General features: G+C 40.5%; 17 protein-coding genes. 3 read left to right on the forward strand and 14 right to left on the reverse strand.

The features are described 5' to 3' along the window. Positions 1 to 18: 18 nt before the first annotated feature. A complete protein-coding gene (locus tag AC4PG5_RS06690) occupies positions 19 to 1,521 on the forward strand; it encodes a sulfatase (RefSeq protein ID WP_492030704.1) in 1,503 nt (500 codons plus the stop codon). Positions 1,522 to 1,695: 174 nt separating this feature from the next. On the opposite strand, the gene AC4PG5_RS06695 is transcribed toward AC4PG5_RS06690, so the two are convergent. After that, entirely contained in the window at positions 1,696 to 4,380 is a 2,685-nt protein-coding gene (locus tag AC4PG5_RS06695) for a transglutaminase-like domain-containing protein (protein ID WP_492030638.1), read from the reverse strand. Positions 4,381 to 4,685: 305 nt separating this feature from the next. On the opposite strand from AC4PG5_RS06695, the gene AC4PG5_RS06700 reads away from it, so the two are divergent. Both AC4PG5_RS06700 and AC4PG5_RS06705 read left to right on the forward strand, forming a co-directional pair. Next, positions 4,686 to 4,823 (forward strand): hypothetical protein, encoded by a 138-nt coding sequence (locus tag AC4PG5_RS06700; protein ID WP_492030639.1) that lies wholly within the window; start codon positions 4,686 to 4,688, stop codon positions 4,821 to 4,823. A 179-nt stretch (positions 4,824 to 5,002) separates the two neighbouring features. After that, complete coding sequence (locus AC4PG5_RS06705) at positions 5,003 to 6,181, forward strand: C1 family peptidase (protein WP_492030640.1); 1,179 nt, start codon at positions 5,003 to 5,005, stop codon at positions 6,179 to 6,181. Positions 6,182 to 6,292: 111 nt separating this feature from the next. Here the strand turns inward: AC4PG5_RS06705 and AC4PG5_RS06710 are convergent, their stop codons facing one another. The 13 genes from AC4PG5_RS06710 to AC4PG5_RS06770 all read right to left on the reverse strand — a co-directional run bounded on the left by AC4PG5_RS06710 (position 6,293) and on the right by AC4PG5_RS06770 (position 24,260). After that, positions 6,293 to 7,000 carry a BT4411 family hyaluronic acid-binding protein gene (locus AC4PG5_RS06710; RefSeq protein WP_492030641.1) on the reverse strand — a complete coding sequence of 236 codons (708 nt, stop codon included), beginning with the start codon at positions 6,998 to 7,000 and terminating at the stop codon, positions 6,293 to 6,295. A gap of 27 nt (positions 7,001 to 7,027) precedes the next feature. Continuing rightward, positions 7,028 to 8,959, reverse strand: coding sequence for a heparinase II/III family protein (locus AC4PG5_RS06715; RefSeq protein WP_492030642.1), 1,932 nt, complete (start codon positions 8,957 to 8,959; stop codon positions 7,028 to 7,030). Between the two features lie 92 nt (positions 8,960 to 9,051). After that, positions 9,052 to 10,140 (reverse strand): DNA polymerase IV, encoded by a 1,089-nt coding sequence (gene dinB / locus AC4PG5_RS06720; RefSeq protein WP_492030643.1) that lies wholly within the window; start codon positions 10,138 to 10,140, stop codon positions 9,052 to 9,054. Positions 10,141 to 10,412: 272 nt separating this feature from the next. Next, on the reverse strand, positions 10,413 to 11,273 hold the full coding sequence (locus tag AC4PG5_RS06725) for a glycine betaine ABC transporter substrate-binding protein (protein WP_492030705.1): 861 nt from the start codon (positions 11,271 to 11,273) through the stop codon (positions 10,413 to 10,415). A 74-nt stretch (positions 11,274 to 11,347) separates the two neighbouring features. After that, positions 11,348 to 12,175 (reverse strand): ABC transporter permease, encoded by an 828-nt coding sequence (locus AC4PG5_RS06730; protein WP_492030644.1) that lies wholly within the window; start codon positions 12,173 to 12,175, stop codon positions 11,348 to 11,350. Next, positions 12,172 to 13,398 (reverse strand): quaternary amine ABC transporter ATP-binding protein, encoded by a 1,227-nt coding sequence (locus AC4PG5_RS06735; RefSeq protein ID WP_492030645.1) that lies wholly within the window; start codon positions 13,396 to 13,398, stop codon positions 12,172 to 12,174. The genes AC4PG5_RS06730 and AC4PG5_RS06735 overlap by 4 nt, the downstream gene beginning before the upstream one ends. A 22-nt stretch (positions 13,399 to 13,420) precedes the next feature. Continuing rightward, positions 13,421 to 14,551, reverse strand: coding sequence for a porin family protein (locus AC4PG5_RS06740; protein WP_492030646.1), 1,131 nt, complete (start codon positions 14,549 to 14,551; stop codon positions 13,421 to 13,423). A gap of 788 nt (positions 14,552 to 15,339) precedes the next feature. Next, positions 15,340 to 17,043 carry an acyl-CoA dehydrogenase family protein gene (locus tag AC4PG5_RS06745; protein WP_492030647.1) on the reverse strand — a complete coding sequence of 568 codons (1,704 nt, stop codon included), beginning with the start codon at positions 17,041 to 17,043 and terminating at the stop codon, positions 15,340 to 15,342. A gap of 32 nt (positions 17,044 to 17,075) precedes the next feature. Further along, positions 17,076 to 18,095: an electron transfer flavoprotein subunit alpha/FixB family protein gene (locus tag AC4PG5_RS06750; RefSeq protein WP_492028196.1), complete on the reverse strand. Its 1,020-nt coding sequence runs from the start codon at positions 18,093 to 18,095 to the stop codon at positions 17,076 to 17,078. A gap of 2 nt (positions 18,096 to 18,097) precedes the next feature. After that, a complete protein-coding gene (locus tag AC4PG5_RS06755; protein WP_492028197.1) occupies positions 18,098 to 18,970 on the reverse strand; it encodes an electron transfer flavoprotein subunit beta/FixA family protein in 873 nt (290 codons plus the stop codon). Positions 18,971 to 19,254: 284 nt separating this feature from the next. Then, positions 19,255 to 21,558: an alpha-amylase family glycosyl hydrolase gene (locus AC4PG5_RS06760; protein WP_492028198.1), complete on the reverse strand. Its 2,304-nt coding sequence runs from the start codon at positions 21,556 to 21,558 to the stop codon at positions 19,255 to 19,257. A gap of 87 nt (positions 21,559 to 21,645) precedes the next feature. Next, positions 21,646 to 23,100, reverse strand: a complete 1,455-nt coding sequence (locus AC4PG5_RS06765) for an Outer membrane protein SusF domain-containing protein (RefSeq protein WP_492028199.1) — start codon at positions 23,098 to 23,100, stop codon at positions 21,646 to 21,648. Positions 23,101 to 23,120: 20 nt separating this feature from the next. Next, positions 23,121 to 24,260: a SusF/SusE family carbohydrate-binding protein gene (locus tag AC4PG5_RS06770; protein ID WP_492028200.1), complete on the reverse strand. Its 1,140-nt coding sequence runs from the start codon at positions 24,258 to 24,260 to the stop codon at positions 23,121 to 23,123. Between the last annotated feature and the right edge of the window lie 26 nt (positions 24,261 to 24,286).

The following is a 24,286-nucleotide window of genomic DNA, read 5'->3' on the forward strand; positions in this document are numbered from 1 at the left end:
AGAAACCTTAAAAGCGGAATGATCGGTGCACTATTGTGCACCTGTCAGTCTGTAGTGAACGCACAGGATCATCCGAATATTGTCGTCTTTCTAGTCGACGACATGGGATTGATGGACACATCTGTGCCTTTTATCACGAATGGCAAAGGAGAGCCGATGAGACAGCCGCTGAACGATTGGTATCGCACGCCCAACATGGAGCGATTGGCCAATCAAGGCATCCGCTTCTCAACATTCTACGCGCAAAGCGTCAGCTCACCTTCGCGAACATCGATCATGACAGGACAGAATGCGGCACGTCACCGAACAACAAACTGGATTAATGCCGAGAGTAATAACCGAACCACTTACGGACCGCCGGAATGGAACTGGAAAGGACTAACAGCTGCCGACCATATTTATCCGCAGGTGTTAAGGGAAGCCGGATATAAAACCATCCATGTAGGCAAGGCACATTTCGGCTGTCTGCATAGTGAAGGAGAAAATCCGACCAATCTTGGCTTCGATGTAAACATTGCCGGTTCATCGATCGGTCACCCGGGAAGTTACCACGGTGAGAACGGTTACGGCTGGATTAAAGGTCAGCGCGCACGGGCAGTACCCGATCTGCAAGCTTATCACGGCACATCGACGTTCTTATCGGATGCCCTCACCTTAGAAGCGAATAAGGAGATTGAAAAGGCCGTCAAAGCCAAACAGCCATTCTATCTGAACATGGCACATTATGCCGTACATGCTCCGTTCGAAACCGATGAGCGGTTTATCGATCATTATAAAGGAGGAGATAAGAATCAGCAGGCGAAGGCATTTGCTACACTGATTGAAGGAATGGATAAGTCGTTGGGCGATGTACTCAACAAACTCGAAGAGTTGGGTGTAGCGGAAAACACGTTGATCATCTTTTTGGGCGACAATGGTGGCGATGCTCCGCTAGGTGAGGCGGCCGATTATGGTTCATCGGCTCCCTTGAAAGGAAAGAAAGGTTCGGAATATGAGGGCGGTGTACGAGTACCGTTCATCGTTAGCTGGGCTCATCCAAAAGCTCAAAATCAATTCCAGAAACGCTATCCGGTAGCACAACAAGCTATACAGACTCAGATGGCTACGGTTATGGATCTCTACCCGACCGTACTTTCGGTAGCCGGGGTACAAGCCCCGAAACAGCAAGTACTCGATGGGGCGGACTTGAAGAAGTTGTTGAGTGGAAAAGCAGATCGATCACATCGGTCGGATTTTCTGATGCATTTCCCTCACGAACATCGAGGAAGTTACTTCACCACTTATCGCAAAGGCGATTGGAAGCTAATCTATTATTATCATCCGGAACAGCCGGACGCTCCTTACTATAAGTTGTACAACTTAAAGAACGATCCGTTCGAAAAGCAGGATGTAGCTAAAACCGAACAAAAGAAAGCTAAAGAATTGTTTAAACTCATGGTTAAACGTCTCGAAAAAGAGCAAGCGCTTTATCCGGTCGATAAGGACAAGAAAGCACTTTTACCTCAGTTTATCGAGCAATAAACGCCTAAACGAAAAACCTTCAATTAGGAAACGATCGAATAAAAAATCGACGCTATTTCAACCGTCCCGTTTAAACGAATGACAGCGTTCAATCGGATATAAGAATCCCCTTATTTTAGCTGAATTAATAAGCTAAAATAAGGGGATTTTCTTTGATCTAAATTGATCTATATCTTATAATCCATGAATGACTTTCATCATCTGTTCGCCCAAACCGATCGTGTAACCTTGTGAAACAAAGACAACACGATTGAACGTATCGGCAATCACAAAGACAGGCAAGGTCGTTTTATTCAGTTTCATGTTGGTCATGATCTGTTCCTGAATAGCATGGTTCGCATCGATACCGTAAGTAATGGTCGATGGTAGACCCTTAAATTCTTTAGGGTTGAACTTCTGATATTGGGCTTGCGATGGGAAAAGAAGAACCATGCGACGTCCCCATTTCTCAAACTCTCCACTCAATGCTGCGATATCACGCAAAGCATGATTGGTCGGTTCCTGACCGACACCAAGTACGCCAACCACGTAGTAGCCACGACCACAAGTCTGCAAGATGCTTTGTAAAGCTCCCTGTCCAACAGGTTCGTAAGTCGACTCAGAATTGAAACTACCGATGACTTGTACTTCGTCTTTTTTCTCACGCATCACCAAGTCAACGGTTGTGGTTTGGTTCGGTGCGATGGTAAAGAAAGTCACATTCGACAATACGGCGCCGCTAGCCAAACGGGTTCCGGTCACGAGCATATAATAACCGGCATCAAGCATTGTACCGTTCTTTAGAAGGTTCGACCATGTTGCACCACCGCCCATATCGACATCGCCTTCATCGTAGTTGAGTAAGTTAAACGTTCCGCCATCAAACTTCGACAAGGTGAAATGAGAATAGTATTTCGGATCAGTCAACGAAGGAACAACATGATAGGTTGCCACTAACTTGCCCTTCAATGCCGACTGAGCTTCGGCCGACTCAAAGTTCACATCGACCCAACCGGCCTCGTTCCAATATTGCAACTTACCGGTCACCTCATCGATACGCGACGGATAACCTAAGCTACGAGCCACGGAAACGAAGAAGATGTCACGTGAGAAGCTATCGGTTACTCTGGTTTTCCACACACCTATAGGGGAAATTGGAATACGCTGGATATTCAAATCGTTTTTAATTGTAAGCTGTTTACCACACCAATCAATCAATTGTCTTAAATCAGTCGGGAAGTTTTGATTGGCCGACTGTTTTTCCGTAAAGAAGGCCTTGTAAGGGGTAATCATTTCATTAGCGACACGTGGATTAAGCACATAACGACTATAGAGCTCCCAACGCTGAGCCTCAGTGCGATTGGCAGCCATCTTTTCAAACGAAATCGTATAATTTAGATGATCATCTAGTACCTCTAAAGAGACATCACGCAAGTCTTTAGCAGAAATGACTTCCAACAATCCCATGCCTTTACGCTTTGCGACCTCATCTGTTTGCTTTTTCAAGAAAGCTTGTAAGGTTGCATAATTTCCACGAGAAGCCAATAAATATTTAGTAACCAATGCCGTATCGAGTCCACAGCTTTGTGCAAACTCATGGGCTTGTTGTTCGTTAATGAAAGTCGAGACATAGGCATTACGAATAGAATCTTCTTGAGCCGTACGACGATCGTTCTCTTTTCTTTGATCAGGAGTCACCTCAGGCATATTAGCTCCTTCGGCAGGAGGAACGATATCAATATCTAATGCATAAGCCTCTCCTTCTTTCTTATCCAAAGCAATAGTCACACTATCCATCTTTCCAAATGAGACTTCTGTATAACCAAACTGACCTTCTTTTGAAGCCCAGACCAACATATCCCCTTTACCGGCAGTTAGCGAAGTCTGTCCTTTTACAGTCGTATATTTGGTCGCTACGGTATAGAACTCGGCATAATTATAGATTTTAAACTCAACCTTTGCATCGGCTATCGGCCGACCGTCTGCATCGGTCACAGTCACCGTCGTCTTAGCTGTCGGGGCATAGTTATCAATAACATTGATTTCAGTGTAGTTCGGGGTCTCAAGCATAATCTCTTCAGGACCGTTATACCGTCCAAACACTTTAGTATGCATCAGCATTCCACGACTAGCCGGAGCATTAAACCAACCTAAATTAAGTACCGGTTCAGGTTCGCACGCTCCAAGGAAATACCATTTACCATCTGCCCAAGCTTCTACCCAAGCATGATTGTCGTCGGTGTGTGCCCAACGTGGTGTATAGACCTGACGAGCCGGGATGCCTACCGAGCGAAGAGCAGCCACTGTAAAAGTCGATTCTTCGCCACAACGTCCGTAAGCAGTCTTCACCGAAGCTAACGGGGAACTCGTACGAGCATCACTCGGATGATAAACCACCTTCTCATGACACCAATGGTTCACTTCAAGAATAGCATCTTTCATCGATAAATTCTTCACGCGATCTTTCAGTTCGGCATAAAACACACGACGAGCATCGTCTAAGTTCTCATTATTAATACGGATAGGAAGCACAAAATGACGGAAGATTCCATCGGGGATCTCTTTTCCCCACGGCATTTCCTGACGAGCCTGTTGCGACAGACGTACATTTTCTAAATAGTAATCACCCGAATAATCGACTACATCACCTATAGGCATATAAGCATATAGGAAAGTTAAAGCCTCTTTTTCGAGGGTTGTCAAGTCGGTACGAGAACAAACATTGAACAATTCACCATGAGGTAAATCGTTCTTCTTACTCTCAAAGTCATCAAAAACTTGTTGGCGGTATCCTTCATCTTTAAGAAAATGGGTCTCACCACAGCTACAAAGCCAAACCGATAATAGCGGAAGGCATAACAAACGAATCAGTGTTTTCATCTTTTCTAAATCTCACTTCAGTTAGGTTGTTACAGAATAGAACACAAAAATAGCAGATTATTTTCGGAATGGAAATAGAACGCTTTCGAAAAGTCGGTTTCCCCCTCTCATTTAAGTCGACTTTATGTCACAAAAATGTAACATCTTGTTAAAAAACGGCCTTTAATAATAAATAATGGAAAATAAAAGGCCTTTTTCATGTTCTACAACATGGAAATCCAAAAAAGTTCGTATCTTTGCAGTGTAATTAAAAGGAAAATAATAATCGCTCTTCAAAACGTGGGGAGCAAAAAAGAGGAAAAATTATGAAAAAGAATTCAAGCGAAAAGATTGTGATGTTACAGTACCGTATTAAACGCTATCAAGCAATGGGAAATGGTGCTATGTGTCAAGCCTTAAATGGCCAACTTCAAAAACTGCTATTACAGCAGTCTGCTTTGTAAACGAAAAACAACATTATAGCTAGAAAGGGCTGTTCGTTATGAACAGCCCTTTTTTTATTGAAACAAATCGCTCTATGAAAGGGGATTAATGAAAAGTATTGTTATTTTTGTAGGAGTTTTTCGTTATCAACGCTTTTTCTATAAAAGCGTAACTATTAGGTTAAATAAAAATTATGACTATGAGAAAATTGATGATTTCCATCGCCACCTTGTTTGTTATAGGCAGTCTATATGCTCAAGAGCCCGGATATCAGTTTAAGACAGTGGTTTCTCAGCAAGCTACTCCGGTTAAAAATCAAGCATCGAGCGGCACATGCTGGTGTTTTGCCTCAACCTCCTTCTTCGAATCGGAACTACTCCGAATGGGTAAAGGGGAGTATGATTTATCAGAAATGTTTATTGTTCGTCAGAAATATTTAAATCAATTAGAAGATAACTATCTACGCAAAGGAAAAGGAAATCTGGGAGAAGGTAGCCTATCGCACACGTTCAAGAACGCTTACAAACAAGTGGGTATCGTACCGGAAGAGATTTATTCGGGCATTAACTACAACGAAACCAAACACAATCACCGTGAATTATCGAAATATCTTAATGCCATAACCGAAACATCGGTCTCGTTGAGAAGCCAAAGTCCTGAATACGATAAACTAGTTAACAGTCTATTCGATATTTATTTAGGGAAATCTCCGGAGCAGTTTACCTATAAAGGAAAAACATATACTCCCCAATCGTTTGCTGAAAGCCTGGGATTAAATATGGATGATTATGTAGAGGTAACAAGCTTCACTCATAAACCTTATTATCAAATGTTCGCGCCTGAAGTACCCGACAACTGGGAACACGAATTAATGTATAACTTACCTTTGGACGACATGATGGAAGTGATAGATCACGCATTGACCAACGGGTATACCGTTTGTTGGGATGGTGACGTCAGCGAAAGAGGTTTCTCATATTCCAATGGAGTCGCCATCAATCCGGAAGTTCAGGATGTCGACCAATATTCAAGTACCGATCGTGCACAATTTGAAAAGATGAAGCCTCAAGATCGTTTGAAAGAAGTCTTTAAATTCAAGCATCCTTTTCCTGAAGTCGAAGTGACTCCAGAACTTCGTCAAAAAGGTTATGAACATTTTGTGACCACCGATGATCACTTAATGCATTTGACAGGTATCGTTGAAGATCAAAATGGAACGAAGTATTACATGACCAAGAATTTGTGGTCGGCCGATGGCAATAAATTCGGAGGCTATTTGAATATGTCCGAAAGCTATGTACGTGCCAAAACAATTTATGTGATGGTTCACAAAAACGCATTACCCAAAGGATTAAGAAATAAGCTAGGAATCAAATAAGATCCAACATTAACTAAAAAATAAAAAGCTCCATCTTTCTGAATAAACAGAAGATGGAGCTTTTTATAATTAGGGACTGATAAACGACCAAATGATTGATCTTAAGATGATCTATTTCTTCTTTTGAAAAGTAACTTGACTAATCTCCACTACAGCACCTTTAGTTTGAGAAAGGATTGCAATATAACAATCTTTCAAGATAGCTGCATGATCGGGAGTAGTAGTAATCTGTAAATCTGGAGTAGAACTTTGACTGTTAACGGTGTTGACCAATTGTGATAAATCAAAATCAACGCTAACTTTAGTCCACTTATCAGCATGCTTTACATTATAGTTGTATTGAGCAGCAGAGGATTTCTTTTGTGACTGAGCATCGTATTGGTCGCGCACAAAAAATGTCGTATTATACTTACCATTATCACTCTTTTCCTCAACCGATTGCTTTATATAAGCCGAGATAGAGGCATTGGATTGGTTAGTACGCACAAAGAATGTGAGGTTATAAACAGTTTTCTCCAACTCTTTAGTGATGCGTTGCCCTACAAAGGCCTTGTACCACGATAAGTCTTTATCAGCTTCACGATTATCGAATTTCATTGCACATGGATAAGCTTTATCACCCGTATTACCTTGCCAAGTGATTGTAGTCGCCCCCTCCTTTTCATTATTTACAACGAACCAAACGCCAGAAGGAGTTTTATTCGGATTCTTCACGACAGCATTCACTTCTGTAGTAAACTTATCGTTCTCGATCTCGTTCTGAGCTTTCATAGAAACCCCAGAAATGACTAAAAGAGTAAGTAGTAGTACTTTTTTCATAAACGGTATTCTTTTAAAATGATAAAATTAATTCAAGTTGTTGATTACAAAGCGATAATGCCCTTTTAATGACCGATCGGTGGTATGCAACATGATACGATAAATCGTCTTTCCCCAAACATCGGACAAGCGTGAATCATCCAAACGAATTGTTTCCAATTGAGGTTCAAAGATTTCAGGATAAGAAAGCTCCACCTTTTTATTTTCTACCTCAATACGAATAATCCCTTTCTTTGGGAATGTCACTTCTCCCCAAGTTAAGAAATTAACTTGATTAGAGGCTTTAAATGCTTTCAGCTCGAACTGATCATCAATAATCAACTGATTAGATTTTAGAGTATATTTACGCAACCAATTCTTTACCTGAGCTTCAGCAGGATAAGCTCCGGATATATCAGTTACAAATTGTTTCTTACCTTGATTACACACTGTTCCCTTAGCTTTATAATCCTGTCCATACTTCTGAGCAACACCATTAATCATCGGTAGATTATGATAATCACTTTGCATTGTCCAGATCGTATAGCGCTGACTACTAAACGTTAAACGAGTATAGGTACCAACGCCTGCATCAATAAGCATTGGAGTTTGGTCAACATAAAAAGAGAAAGTACCGGCATCATTATGATTATGACTTTCGTTATTAAATCCTCCTTTGGCAGCTACAAATAATCCATTACGATTCTTCATATAACAAAACTCGGTTTCCGGATACCAAGTAATATCAGGCATGCGATGTGCTGCGGGAGTTTCCGATAGCCCTTTATAACAAAGTAAAGATTGCAACGACCGATAAGCATCATTGCCTAATGTCGCATAAGGTTTTTTACCGTTAAGTAAATAAGCTGCAAACGTCATCATCTCATCACTCGCAACAGCCTTACCATAACGATAGATCAACTGAGCATCGCCTCCCCCCTTAGCCGAGGCATCGGCAAAATTCACAACCCATCCTTTACCAACATACGAACGAGAAATATATTCCCCCATCCGACGGATCATAGGTTCACCAAACAAAGAGACCTTGCCTCCCGTAGCATCCGATAAGATTTGCAAATAATCATATAATTTTCCAGCAGCATGCCCCCAATATGAAGGACCTTCCTCACAAGCACCATCAGCCTTAACAAAGTTGATAAATCGATCGACCGATAACATTGATCGATAAACCGCTTTTGTCAACCGTTCAGTATCGTTCTCCATCAGAAGAAAGCACTGCAAAACATTTGAATTACACCAAGGATTCCAGTTGTTAATGATACGACCCGGTTCCCATTGAAAAGCCATCCACCACATCGAATCATCATTCATATAAGGATCAAGAATACGCTCTTTAATCGTTTTCTCTAGATGCAAAGTAATCACCGGATTAACCTTATCGAAACTTTCGTGGAAAAAATAGTGAATCCAAGAGATCAGAGCACCATAACCTCCAGATCCAAGATCAATGATCTGTTGCCGAAAATCTGGTAATGAGCGCTTAGAACTTTGATTAGGAAGATGTGCCGACAACACCCAAGAAGTCATTTCACAACTCATATATACTCCATTAATAAGCTGATCGATAAACCGTCCTTTCCCTTCGGCAAGTTCGGCTAACATCAGGGTATTTAATGCCAGACGATTAGACTCATAAGGATCTTGCATCACATTTCGGTTGCCACTTCGCTCATATTCTAAATAAGCTGTAGCAGAAACCAATCGCCACTCATAGTTAAGTAATTTCTCACCTGCTTCAATTAAGCGCTGCTTGTTTTCTCCCATCAAGCCATCCCAAGCCACTCGGTCGGTATAAGCTGGAAAAGCAACCCATTTTTGATGAGTCAACAGCACTTCTTTTAATCGAGCCTCATTGGTAAGTTGCTGTAATAAATTACGTTCGGTATAAGCTTGTGCAATAAGCGTAATGCTACAAAGGCACAATGTTATCCAAACACGTAAATGTTTTTTCATGTTCATAGTTGATTTTGTTTTATACCGAGCAAAAATAACGACTTTACAACTAAGGCATGGAAGAAAATTATACGAATATGCTGATCAAAACGTCCAGATCATTCCCAATCACTAAATTCGAAACTCAATTGTTCCCAACGTCCTTGTTCGTTACCTTCTTTTTTAGGATTGGAGACCGACAAGCCGATAAGACGTATTGGATGATCCTCAAACGACACCTCTTTTAATAACTCTTTAGCTAATGGAAGAATACAATCGAGAGTTGTAAGATCATGTTCTTGCGTGACACTACGTGTGATTTGCTTAAAATCATGATATTTAATCTTCAAGGTAAGGGTATTCCCTACGAAATCTTTGCGCTTCAACCGTTCGGTTAGTTCAACAGCAACATGATAAAGTTCGATGATTACAGATGAACGATATGAAATATCTTTCTCTAAAGTATGTTCACAACCAATAGACTTTCTCACTCGAACAGCCTCTACAGGGCGAAGATCAACGCCGCGGGCACATTCATAATACAGCGCCCCAGCCTTTCCAAAGTGGCGAGTTAGCATGGACAATGAGCAAGAACGCAGTAATTCTCCATTATGAATGCCCAATTGGTGCATTTTCTTAGCCGTAACCGGTCCGATACCCCAAAACGACTCAATAGGTAAATGCGCAATAAAAGTTAAGGCCTGATCAGGATGAATGGTGCATAATCCATCCGGTTTGCGATAATCAGAAGCAATCTTTGCCAAAAATTTATTATACGATACCCCTGCAGAAGCCACCAAATCGAGTTCCTCACGTATCCTCTTTTTGATCTCTTTAGCCATATCAACAGCCAGAAAGACTCCCTTCTTATTCTCTGTCACATCCAGAAAAGCTTCATCAAGAGATAGAGGCTCAATGATATCAGTATAATCGTGAAAGATCTCATGAATAGACCGTGACACCTCTTTATAAACATCATGGCGAACCGGAGCAAAAATCAGATTAGGGCATAATCGCTTAGCTTTGATGGACGACATAGCCGAACGCACTCCATATCGCCGAGCCTCATAGCTTGCAGCAGACACGACTCCACGGCTACCCTCATATCCAACAGCCAAAGGTTTCCCGCGCCACTGAGGATGATCTCGTTGCTCCACAGATGCAAAGAAAGCATCCATATCAATATGTATAATCTTACGTTCGTCCATGATCTATCAGTAGGCAAAATTACTGAAATATCAATGAAAAGAGATCAAATCGATCGACTTCTTAAAGGAGAGACCAAATTCTCATGCTCCTAAAACTTAAATAGACAGAAAGTCTCAATACACAGTAATGAGAACTTTCTGTCTATTTAAAGAAATAACACTAAACAAAACTAACATCATGAGATCTCATAATCGGTTTACACTTCCATACTATTCTCTAAAGAATAATTTGCAGAGGAAATGTCGTGATTCAATCGATCTCTTAGTTTTTTTTATTTTTGAAGTTGAGGAATCCAACTATCAATCAACTCACGATGTTGCGCTATCCACTGACGAGCGGCATCATCTTCAGTAGTCTCCGACTCCTCTATTGCTGTCATCAATGAACTGATCTCAGCGTCTGAAAAACGAACATGACTCAATAACTCAGCGGCAAACGGGTCAGATTCGGTGAAACCTTTCCAAGCCACTGCCTGTATTTTCTCGGCATCTCCGTAAACTTTCTTAGAATCTTCCAAGACTTTCAAATCAAAACGGTCAAACATCCAGTGTGGAGTCCATCCTGTAACCACCACGTATTCCTTGTCGTCGATTGCTTTCTTTAATGAAGCCGTCATCGCGGGGCCACTTGAAGTCATCAATTTATAATCCAGCTGATAAGCATCAATTGCTTTTTCTGTTGTTTTCATAATACCGGCTCCGGCATCAATACCTACAATTGCTCCTCCAAACTCTTTCTTAAATTGGTTCAATTCTTCGATTGAGTTTATTTTCACATAGCTAGGCACAACCAATCCGATACGTGCATTTTGAAAAACATCTCCTAGAACTTCTAACTTATCTCCGTATTGCGTCATATAATCGGCATGAGTAATTGGCATCCAAACATCAAGAAAGACATCAGTCTTCTGACGCGAAAGCGAAGTAAAGATCGGTGCAACATCAGCATTCAACAACTTAACATCGTAACCTTGATCTTCAAAAACCGCTTTAACTACATGGGTAATAGCAATTCCTTCTGCCCAATTCGTATAAGCAATATTGATCTTCTTCGAATAGCTTTTACCTCCACAGCCAACTATCAAAAGAATGGCCACTAAAATTACTCCTACAACTTTCAATCTATTTATCATCATCTTAATTCTTTTTAATCATTAGTTTATACACTTCTTTATCCATGGAATGTACCATCATCCGGCACTCAAACCTAATTCGTCTTCTTACGATTATTGGCTATACCTTGAGTGATACGATCGAGCACAATAGCCAAAATAACGACGGCTATTCCACCTTCAAATCCCAATCCGATCTTCATTTGCGTAATTCCCTTAAGAACAACCTCACCAAGTCCGCCGGCCGAAATCATTGCCGCGATAACCACCATCGAAAGTGACATCATAATCGTTTGGTTAATTCCGGTAAGGATAGTAGGCAAAGCCAATGGCAATTGTACCTTAAACAAGAGTTGCCAAGGATTTGCGCCAAATGACCGCGACGCTTCTATCACATTAAGAGGCACCTGACGAATACCTAACCCGGTTAAGCGTACGACCGGTGGCATCGCAAAAATAATCGTAGCAAATGTCCCGGGCACAGTACCCAATCCAAAGAATAGAACCGCAGGAATAAGATACACAAATGCAGGCATCGTTTGCATAAAATCAAGGATCGGACGCATCACCTTATCGCACTTCGAACTGTTTGCCGTCCAAATACCTAAAGGAACTCCCAGCAACAAAGCCAAACACGTTGCTGATAAAACTAAAGCCAAGGTTTGCATCGTCTCTTCCCAAAAGCCCATACCATAAATCAGTAATAAGCCCAAAACGGTAAATACTGCTGTACCTTTCCCCGCTTTAAACCAAGCTAAAAGGGCCAAGACCAATATGGTGACATAAAAAGGAATGCCAAACAGGATTTGTTGGAACCCTTCAATAAATCCTCCGATAGCCAAGCTGAGCGTATCGAAAAATGAAGCAAAATGTTCCGTCAACCAATTAATAGCGATCTCTATATATTTTCCTATATTTATCATAAATCTATTGCGTTTTGAATAATTTCGTTGATTTCTTCTTTATCTTTTCCAGTAGCCTCAATAATCAGTGAGGTCAATGGAACAATACCTTGAAACGTCCGATTATCATCAACCACCCAAATCGGTGAGTTCGTTTTAGTCATCAGAGGCAATACATCTTCAAGTATAGTATCCCCCAAAATAGAATGCACCTCAGCACGTATGATAGAATCAATACTTCTAGTCTGTGTTTTCCTAAGCCGAAGCAGATCTTTCAGTCTCACTTCACCTAGCAATTTCTTGTTCGCATCAACGACTGGAAGTACCGATAGGTTTTTCTCACGCATCTTACGTATAAGCACCTCAGGTCCTTCTTTTTCTACACGAGCCGTCACAGGCTCTACAATCATAATAGAAGATGCCGTCAGTATCTTCGTACGATCGACATGTTCAACAAAGCGTTCAACATAATCGTTCGCCGGATCACTAAGGATTTCCTCCGAAGTGCCGATTTGCACCACTTCTCCATCCTTCATAATCGCAATACGATCACCCAGCTTAATGGCTTCATTTAAATCATGAGTAATAAACACAATCGTTTTTTTCATTCGTTGCTGAATCGTCAACAACTCGTCTTGCATTTGCACTCTAATCAGTGGGTCTAAAGCCGAGAAAGCCTCATCCATCAATAACACTTCCGGATCGTTGGCTAAGGCACGAGCCAAACCAACACGTTGCTGCATACCTCCGGAAAGTTCACTCACCATTTGCAATCCGTAGCCTTTCAAGCCAACCAAAAGCATACTTTCCTCCGCTTTCTTCTCGCGTTCCTTTTTACTGACCCCCTGTAATTCAAGACCAAATGCAATATTCTCAAGTACCGTACGATGAGGTAACAATCCAAAATTCTGAAAGACCATGGCAAGTTCTTTACGACGAATCTGCAATAACTCCTTATCTGAAACTTTCGAAATATCGATATCATTAATCACCACCTCACCAGAGGTTGGGCGAATCAATCGGTTAATGCAACGCAACAAAGTCGACTTTCCGCTACCAGAGAGCCCCATTATCACAAAGATCTCTCCTTCATTAATTGATAAATTTGCATGTTTGACCGCGACAGTACATCCTGTCGATTTTAAAATTTCTGCCTTAGTCTTATTCTCATCAAGCATTTTTAAAGCCCGCTGTTTATCATGCCCAAAGACAACATCTAAGTTTTTAATTTCTATTTTACTCATTCAATATGTATCATTTAATCAATTAAAAATAATAACCTACATTCACATTTACCCGCGTGTGCCATTTAGAATCGATCCCTTCTGCAAAAGCTGTATTCCAATCAGCGCCAAACCAAGGTTGATTTTTCCCTGCGATCCAATCTACATAAGTATAAATAGGTCCCATAGTCAACATTGCTCCCGTTACATTCTGATAGCTATCATTAAACCCGTCGATCTGTTTTTGCATCATGCTAAAATCATTATACAGACAGATCTCATCGAGTATACCTTTGTTGATCGGTATTTTATAAGCCAAGGCGATAGAATAAGTATTCGCTTCTGAAGCCATTTGATAATCAAGACCATAAGCAATCATTGCCACACTCTCACGACTATCGCCAACTTTGTTCCGAGGTTTCATCTTATAACCGGTATATTGGGCTTTTAAGTTCCAATGTTTATAATCGACCATATAATGCAAGGCCCATGCGGCAGTCGTTCCCATCTCTTGCGTGTCAAGATTATAAAGTCCGCCTAATTGTCCGGAAACGCCCAACTGTTGTTTCCACGTCGTTCCAAACTGATAGGTCACTTGTCCATTGAGTTGGTTCGTTTCTTTATTTCGTCCTCCAACATCATAGCCATAGCGATCGGGCGAAGCCTCACGTCCCGAAGAGAAATCAAGAACATCAGCATTTTTAAAGAAAGCCAAAGAAGCCCCCCAATGCTTATCTTGATAATGATAACTCACTCCAAGATCGGCATCGTCCTCAAAACCGAGATAATAATTAATGTTGAAAAAATAACTATTTGAAGTATAAGGCTTAAGCCCAAAAGGTACCGGTACTAATCCAAATTGGAAGTTGTGGCGATCGTTAAACTCATAACCAATAAAACCATGCTTCAGCATTCCTCCTCCTGATGAAGATGGATAAAATCTATAGTCAAGATCTAAACTGAGGCGTTTATAAGAAGCATCAACGTCTAAACGAAGCACATCATACCCTAGATCTCCTCCACGTTTTCTATTATTTGAATTCCAATCGGAATAATTATAATTAAAACGTAGTGCACCACCTAACTTAACTTGAGGCTTATCTTGAGCGCCCCCTTTGATTTGAAAACAAAAAATGAAAAAAAACACAAAAAGAAATCGTTCTTTATATCTCATAAAGTTCTGATTTTTAGACGGAAATACTTAAAGCATCCGAAAGATTAATAAACATGTTAATTGAACAGACCGAGCAGCTAAAAATGGATAGATATTTGAAAAAAATACCTGAAGAAGAACAGCTAGAAAAATTATATTTCTTATAAAAAAACAGTCTGTCGCCGTACTCTAGAAATACAAAGATAAAGAAAATAAGACTAAAAAGCAAATATTTTTTTTATTTCAGTCCAATATTAATCGCTTTTCGAAGTTTTTCGGGATTATATCTAACAAAAACATTTACTTTATAGAGTTTCCCAATTAGGGTTAAATGAGTCTATTCCTAAAGATCATTTTTTATTTTTTCTTGTATAATGAATTTACATCTAGTTTAGATACATCAGACCAAATATAACATTAGAAATAACATTCTTCATAATGCAATTAACAAGACATTTAATCTAGATTATTTCACCCCAAAGCACATTTAGTTGCTGTTAAAAGGTCATTTATTGAGCCCTCGAAGCAGGGCTCTTCAGCCCTCGAACGAAAACCCATGAGCCCTCGTTCGAGGGCCGAAGAGCCTTCGTTCGAAGGCTCAACAGACAAAACCTTCGCAGCGATTAATGAAAAGGGCGAAACGACTAATAACACTGAGTTCGTAGATAAAAGAGATGCGATAGGGCGTGCAAGCACTTAGTTAACGATAAGCAAAAAGGCACCCTATTGAGGTGCCTTTTAAATCTAGATGATTCTTTTTTGTTGTCTTTAAACAATAACCATCATCGAATGTAATAAATCAAGTTCATTTATTTACGATAGTATGCTAAATCGTCTTTATCGAACTTACGAATAAAATTGAAATGCTTTTCAATTTCAGATTCAGCGTAACGTACAAAGACCTGAGCCGACTCTGCAAACAAATCATCAGCAGAAGCATCTTGAACTAACAGATGTCCCATAATGATGTATCCGGCCATTTCAACCAAACGACGAGCACAGAAATCAAGTTGTTCCTGATCCTTAGTCTCCACTATTTGGTTCACACAAGCCGTATATTTGCTGGTCATCTCTTTCAAGCGGTTCTTCAAGCCTTCGAATTCAGGAGCCACAGCCATCATCTCGTACTCTTTCATACGATTCAGATAAGCACCGGTAGTGACATAACGAATGGCAGCCACCACTTGCAACTGAGTCGTTCCTTCATAAATAGAAGTGATACGCGCATCACGATAGATGCGTTCGCAAGCATAATCCTTCATAAAACCGGACCCCCCATGAATCTGGATACAGTCGTAAGCATTCTGATTAGCGAACTCACTTCCTAATCCTTTACCAAGAGGCGTAAACGAGTCGGCCAACTTAGCAAAAGTCTTTTGTTCGGTACGTTCTTCAGGAGTCAACTTGCGTTCCTTAGCCACATCGTCCAACGCTTTATAAACGTCCACGAAACGAGCAGTCTCGTACAACAACGTACGTGAAGCATCCAATTTTGCTTTCATCACAGCCAAGATCTCCGATACCGCAGGGAATTCAATGATCGCTTTACCGAACTGCTTACGATCTTTAGCATAAGCCAACGCCTCGTTATAAGCGGCATGAGAAATACCAACCGATTGAGCGGCAATACCCAAACGAGCGCCATTCATCAAAGCCATCACATACTTAATCAGACCAAGTTTACGATCGCCACAAAGTTCCGCCTTAGCATTCTTGTAGACAAGTTCGCAAGTTGGCGACCCTTTAATACCCATTTTGTTTTCGATACGGCGAACAGTCACCCCACCGTTACGTTTGTCGTAAATAAACATTGAAAGTCCACGACCATCGTGTGTGCCTTCTTCCGAACGAGCCAACACCAAGTGAATATCAGAATCACCATTGGTAATGAAACGTTTCACACCATTCAAATACCAGCACTGATCTTTTTCGCTATAGGTTGCTTTCAACATCACCGCCTGAAGGTCGGAACCCGCATCCGGTTCAGTCAAGTCCATCGACATGGTTTCACCTTGACAAACGCGAGTGATATAACGTTGTTTTTGTTCCTCAGTAGCAAACTCGTAAATGGTTTCGGCGCAATCTTGCAATCCCCATAAGTTCTCAAAACCGGCATCACAACGGCTCACGATATCAGCAGCCATGATGTAAGGTGTGATTGGGAAGTTCAAGCCGCCAAAACGACGAGGCATCGCCATACCCATCAAACCGGCTTTGCGACAAGCTTCTAAGTTAGTCACAGTTCCGCTAGCATATGCCACACGACCATCGGCACAGACCGGGCCTTCGTGATCAACGCCTTCAGCGTTAGGAGCCACAATGTCACCACAGATTTCTCCGACAATTTCCAATACCTTGTCGTAGCTATCCATAGCATCTTCAAAATCAATCGGAGCATAATCGAACTGATCCTTATCGGTGTAATTACGTTCTTTCAGCTCAACAATTCTCTTCATCAACGGATGGTTCAAGTGATGCTTGAGTTCCGGAGTATCTAAATAAAAATTAGCCATATTAATTCTTGTTTTTACAGGTTCTCAAATGATTACTTAGAATTCTTCTTGTAATATTTAATCATCTTCGGAACCACTTCTTCTACTGTTCCATTGATTACATAATCAGCAATCGTATTGATTGGAGCCTCCGGATCATTATTAATCGAAATAATAATGCCACTCTCTTGCATACCCGCAATGTGTTGGATTTGTCCGGAAATACCACAAGCAATATACAGTTTCGGGCGAACGGTTACTCCGGTCTGACCGATCTGACGATCATGATCCACATAGCCTGCATCAACAGCCGCACGACTTGCACCGACTTCAGCGTTAAGCACTTTAGCCAAATCGAACAACAGATTGAAGTTATCTTTCGAACCAACTCCATAGCCACCGGCAATGATAATCGGAGAACCCTTCAAATTGTTTTTAGCCTTTTCAACATGACGTTCAATGACTTTTACGATATAGTCTGTATCAGCCACATACTTTTTCACATCATGGCGAATCACTTCACCTTTATAATCCGGTGCAAGGATTGCCTTCTTCATCACGCCTTCACGTACCGTTGCCATCTGTGGGCGGTGTTCCGGATTGATAATCGTAGCCACAATGTTACCACCAAATGCCGGACGAATCTGATACAGCAAGTTCTTATACGTCTTACCTTCTTTTTTATCCTCATGATCACCGATCTCTAACGATGTACAGTCGGCAGTCAACCCGCTAGTCAATGCAGAAGAGACCCGTGGCCCAAGGTCACGACCGATCACGGTAGCTCCCATCAAACACACTTGTGGTTCTTCTTCCTTAAACAAGTTCACTAAAACTGAAGTATGAGGTAAAGAGGTATAAGGATAAAGTCCTTCACCGTCGAAAACGTGAAGTTTATCTACGCCATAGGGTAAGATTTGTGTTTCAACACCCTCTAATCCCGATCCGGCAACAATCGCTTCCAACTGACAGTTGAGCTGATTAGCTAACGAGCGACCTTTAGTTAGAAGTTCAAGACTAACGTCAGCGACGATGCCATCTTCTATTTCGCAATATACAAATAAGTTGTTCATAATTATCCGATAGTATGATTAGCTAATAGTTCCACAATAAGATCTTCTACATCACGATCGTTTGCATCGATTGTTTTGCTCTCCTTAGCTTGGAAAACGATATTTTGAATCGCTTTAACTTTAGTTGGCGAGCCGGACAATCCACACTGAGCCAAGTCACCGTTCACGTCAGATACGCTCCACTCCGCTAGATTCAAATAATCATGCTTATCGTATAAATCCGTATAATCTAAGTTGCCTTGTTGCTTTTCGGTGATGGTTTTCGCATGTTTGTACTTTTGGATCAACTTTGCATTACGAGGACGACAAGCAGCAGCAGAACCGTTGACCGTGATCACGATTGGCAATGGTCCTTCGACAGTCTCCACACCACCATCGATGTGACGTTTCACTGTGATTCGTCCATCTTTAATGCCCAAGATTTCCTCAGCATAAGTAATCTGAGTCAATCCAAGTTTCTCAGCAACTTGTGGCCCAACTTGAGCCGTATCACCATCGATAGCTTGACGACCACCAATAATCACATCATACTCACCAATCTTACGAATGGCAGTAGCCAAAGCATATGATGTAGCCAACGTATCAGCTCCGGCAAAAGCACGATCAGTCAACAAATAACCATTATCAGCACCACGGAATAATCCTTCACGAATAATATCAGCCGCACGACCGGGACCCATCGTTAAAATAGTCACGGTTGAGCCTGGATGAGCATCTTTCAATCGAAGCGCTTGCTCAAGAGCATTCAAGTCTTCGGGATTGAAGATGGCAGGGAGTGCCGCACGGTTAATAGTACCGTCGGCTTTCATGGCATCTTTCCCAACATTACGAGTGTCAGGAACTTGTTTTGCCAATACGACAATTTTCAAACTCATGTTATTAATTTTAGTATTAGTATTTCTACAAGTTAGCAGCCAGTAGTCGTCTAGTAAATTCTTGCTATCTGAACTATCCGGTTAACTATCAGGTTGCAAAATTACTCAAACGCTTGGTTTTGCCAAGAAAAGGATGTAAAAAATGCACAATAGACTTTTAATTGAGCAAAATAAATAGAAAAGACCTTGCATTACGATATTATAATAAACGTAATACAAGGTCTATAATCTAAAAACAAATAGGATTAACCTTTATCTTAATCTTGCCCAATAAGATTTATAAATCAATTCTGAGGAGCAAAACTAGTATATAAACGGAACTCATGCGCCGGAACAGAGATGGTTTGTCCACCTTGAACCGCTGAGCCAGTTCCGAGGTAATCGTACCACGTACCTGCGGGAAGAGTATAGTTCATTGCACTGATGGTAAAATTACCAAATACATGCAACTTCTTACCGCCCACAGAGGTTAGAGTCAACGTACGACCGTTATCCCAATCACTATAACCAACTTTCCAATCTAAAGTCGATGCAGAGGTAAATAGTGACGGATGGTTCACTCTAAAATTAATTAACTTCGTGTAATTATCGACCAAAGCTTTATTCGACTCTAAATACTCCCAGTGAATCGGTTTCTTACTTGTACGTCCACCTTGTTCGATAGAAATGTCATACGCCATCTCTCCAAACTGCCACACCATTTTTGGTCCGGGAACTGTAAAGAAGAAAGCGGCATTAGTCGAAAGACTCTTCAAACGATTAACATTGTTTGTTTTCAAATCGCCATTACCATACGATTTAATCTTATAATTCACGCGTTCTTCATCATGACTCTCCATATAACCAATGTAAGCTCCAAAAGTCATATTGTTTGTTCCTGTGTATAAGCGGTAAAAATCACTATCATCTTTCCAACTCATACCCGATTGACAATAAGCGTTATTTAGATTCCGCCACACTTTCATACCATCAGCAGCCAGGACTTTTTCTTCCGAATCTTCCGCAAACAATTCAAGAATCACAATCGCATCACTTTTTGCATTCTTGATCGCAGCGTTATAATCTTTCCAGATCGCAATACGTGAAGCATCATAATTAGCAGCATTAGCTTCTGTACTACTTTTCTGAGTGAATCCTTTAGCCAAATCGAAACGGAATCCATCAATATGATATTCATCCAATAAGAACTTCAGATTGCGCTTCACAAACTGTCGTACTAACGGCGATTCATGATTAAAATCATGGAATACACTATATGGATGTGGAGCATCTACATTAAACCAAGGGTTATTTGCTGCTGTTTTATTAGCACTGCTATCCCAATAAAGCTTTGCAAACGGATGACTACCACTCGCATGGTTATAAACCACGTCGAAAATCACAGCGATGCCACGTTCGTGACAAGCATCAATAAACTGCTTATACATGGTATCGGTTCCATAAGCTTTATCCATAGCAAAGAAGAAACAAGGGTTATAACCCCAGCTATCATTCCCATCAAACTCCTGCACCGGCATGAGTTCAATCGCATTAAAGCCAAGCGATTTAATATAATCTAGTTTTGCCATTGCTCCATTAAGATCACCCGTTGAAGTAAAGTCTCTCAAAAGCAATTCATAAATAACCAAATTATCTTTGTCGGCTACTTTAAAATTAGAGACTTTCCAATTGTAAGAAGTTTCATTAATCTTAAACACTGAAGCAATACCAATTGCCCCGGCAGGATAAGTCATATTCTCCGGATAGGTCGTTGAAGAAATGTACTTGTCATTATTAGGATCAAGTATCTTACGTGAGTAAGCATCTGCCAATCGAATGGTTTCTTTCCCTGTCGTTCCAACATAATATTGGAAAGCATATTCTTTAGTCGCATCCAAACCGGTTAATGTAATCCACCAACAGCCTGCTGCATCATCACGAAACATTTGGCTTTTGTCGTCATTACTTAACTTCCAATTGTTGAAGTCACCAACAACATATGCAAAATCTTTATGCGCACCGTTCTTATCTTTATCATAAAGAACCAGAGTGACTGTCGCATGATCAATAACATTAATTCCAGCTACGACCCCAGATGGCAAAGTAGACTGTTTAATCTCACCAGGTGTGAAAGCAGTGTATTTAGAATCTGTTAAATCAAGGAAAGTATCACTAGCGATTCCTTTTTTAGTACCATCCGCACTGCGAACAACGAAACCTAATTTAACGACAGCTGTCTCACCAGAACCAAACCATTGACGAACAGAAGGAGAAAGATCAATCTTCCAGACATTGTCTTCAACCTTCGTCATCTTGCATTTACTAATATTTTCATCCCATGCAGCCGGGACAAACATCCATGTTCCTTCAACAATAACTCCCGTGTGTAAATAAACATCTCCCGAATACCCATAAAGAGCAGATGTTGATCCAGCCTTAAACGTAATAGTTAAAGCTTTATCTGCATCAGGTGACGATTCTGAATAATTAAACCCATCGCGCAAAACAACATCCGGAGGGGTTGGTATTGGGAAATCTCTATTCTCTGAACAAGAAGAGAATATCAATAGAAAAAACAAAACGGATAAAAAGTGATGTACGGTCTTCATTATATATACTTTTTATTCAAATTTGACAATAAAAGCTGCTCGGAAACCGAAGCAGCTTCTATTGATACTTATATTTATTAACGAACCTTATTTCTTAATAATCTCACAAGAGCTATTAGAATCATTACCTAAATGCAGAATGATCTCATAAGTTCCTGCAGTAACAGAAATATTATCACCACTCGGTAGCAACTTAGCAGGAGTACCTCCGACATTAATATCCCAAGCGCTGTTAGCTCTAAATTTAAAGCTTCCGTCAACCAATGTTGTGGTTACTCTCCAGGTGTTATCAGCATTATTATAAGCCATAGGAGTATCAGTGCTCCAACCACCAGGTGTAGCATCACCAATAAGTCCCCAAGTTGTTTTAGTAGCCTCAAAACTCTTTGTAGTTAAGTTTGCTTTCAAATAATAGAAACCCGGATCAACTTTCAAGTTACCACCGTCATTAGATACTATATTCGAAACAGTAGTAAACTCACTGTAACCATAGATATCACCAGTCCATGAATTTTGACCTGTCAATTTAAATCCACCATCCAAATACATGAATCCGGTATAAATCATATCCATCTCAGAAGTGTAAAGTTGTAAAGCTGTTGCAGGATTCCAACCTTGATGATTTCCAGGCACCCAAAGATAAGGTGAAACATTTAGAGTCTCAATCTTATAAGTGTATTCCATCATATTCAATGTAATACGAATATATTGATAATCACCCTTAGCAATCTTCATCGCTTGAGCACCTTCAGAAACCAATGAACCTTCCAAAGCGTCATCACCATTAGTAGCACTACCTAAAATTCCGACAGATTCAAGATCGCCACCTGCTTTCTGAGCATCAACACTCGACTGAGAAGCAATCTTAAACCAACAATCTGCAACTTCTCCAGTTTCAGAGTCCTTCACTGCAGGGAACATGATGGTGAAGATTGGATCTTCGTAAACATCTTTACCACTTTGAGAGAATTTCAAGACATTATCTTTATCCCATCCTGTTGGTGCACCATACAAATAATAGGCACTTTCAATAACAGGACCTACAGGAGTTACTGTTATCGGTCCAAATGTTACAGGAGTTGGCACCATAGAAGAAGCAGTCCCATCATTAATGTAAATGAACGCACGTACATACAATTCACGAGCATTAGGAGCCTTTCCATAGAAACCCTTAACTAGTTCATTCAAGTCATTCGGATTAATAGTCGTTACTCCTTCAATCAATTTACTGCTTAGTTCTTTAGTTTCTGTAAATTCACTTGTCTTTGCAGCCACTAAACGTAAACTAGTGGTGGCACCTTCGGCCAAAGTTGGTTTAGCTGTGATGCTAAAAGCTTCTATTGGTGCATTAGCAGTTAATATATCCTCGGTAAGAACAAGAGTAGAGAATTTATCCGATTTTTGAACAGTAAAACCGTCAACGGTTTGCTCGTCCTCTTGTGGGTAAGATTGTGGGTCTGTCACATCTTTATTGAAGTCCTCATTACAAGCCGTCAAACAAGCCGATAAGAACATCATAGTATATAAAAATATCTTTTTCATGTTTTTCTTGTTTTAAATCATTATTTGATTGAGCCTGTTAGTCCTGGGAAATTCAAATATACTTTCTGACCTGCCGTCACTTGAATTCTAGGTTCTTGGTCACCTCCGGCTCCACGATATTCAATCTTTCCGGCACGAACAATAAACTCCGTTTTCCACCAATCAATGTTATCCAGCTTAATACACATACGCAATTCTCCACCTGCAGTAAATGCTGGTGATACAAATTCTCCCGGAAGAGCAGCCGGTTTGGCAAATGCATTTTCTTCCTTGATGTCCCATCCTCCGGTAGTAGGACCGATCAAATAAACCTTAGGTTCCAAAAATTCGAGTTTATAGTCATAAGTACGGCCATTGATTGTAGCTGTAGCAACAACCAAATACCAACCCGGTTTACCTACAGTCAATTTACTGTTGTTGGTCGTAATACCAGCTAATGTTTTAGAAGCCTCGTCAATTTGCGCATTCACACTAAATGGAGTGCCTTCGTTATCATCCTTAACTGAGTTAAACTTAATAGATACGGGATCTCCACTAGTCGTTCCAAAATATTGAATTGTCCAGAACTTACCAACATTAGAATGAACAGGAACCATAGCAACACTCTTATTCCAATCAGCATCTCCCAAAATAGCACCATTAAGATACATCGTTTCAATATTCTTCATTGGAGGAAGAGCAAAGAACGGTTTAACTTGAGGCAATTCAATAACATTAGAGTTAACCACAGCATTAACCGATCCCAAGTTAGCCACCAAACGTACATAGATAGGAATATTGGTTGTTGGGAAATTATTTTCATCATATCCCTTAGCATCAACCATTAAAGTACAAACTCCAATAGCAAACTCATTTCCTAATACATACATTTTTGCTGTATTATAAGTAGTAGGTAAAGTGTAGCTTGTCGCAAAGTCTTGACTCAAAGAGACTTGAACCTTGTAAGTTGTTGCAGCAGTAAACCCATAATCAGGCTGAGTGCAAGTTAATAACACAGATTGAGTGTTTTTCAAATCATATACTCCCGACACATAAGCAGGTGTATTTAAAACAAACGAATCTGGAACATTCAATGCAGGATTAGAATCCCGATCACTTTCGCAGCTTGAGAATCCAATCAAAGCTGCTAAAAGGAATAAAATACTATATATATTTTTCATCTTCTTATTTGTTAATCGTAAGACAC

This window comes from Bacteroides sp. QWL-09, assembly GCF_058683585.1.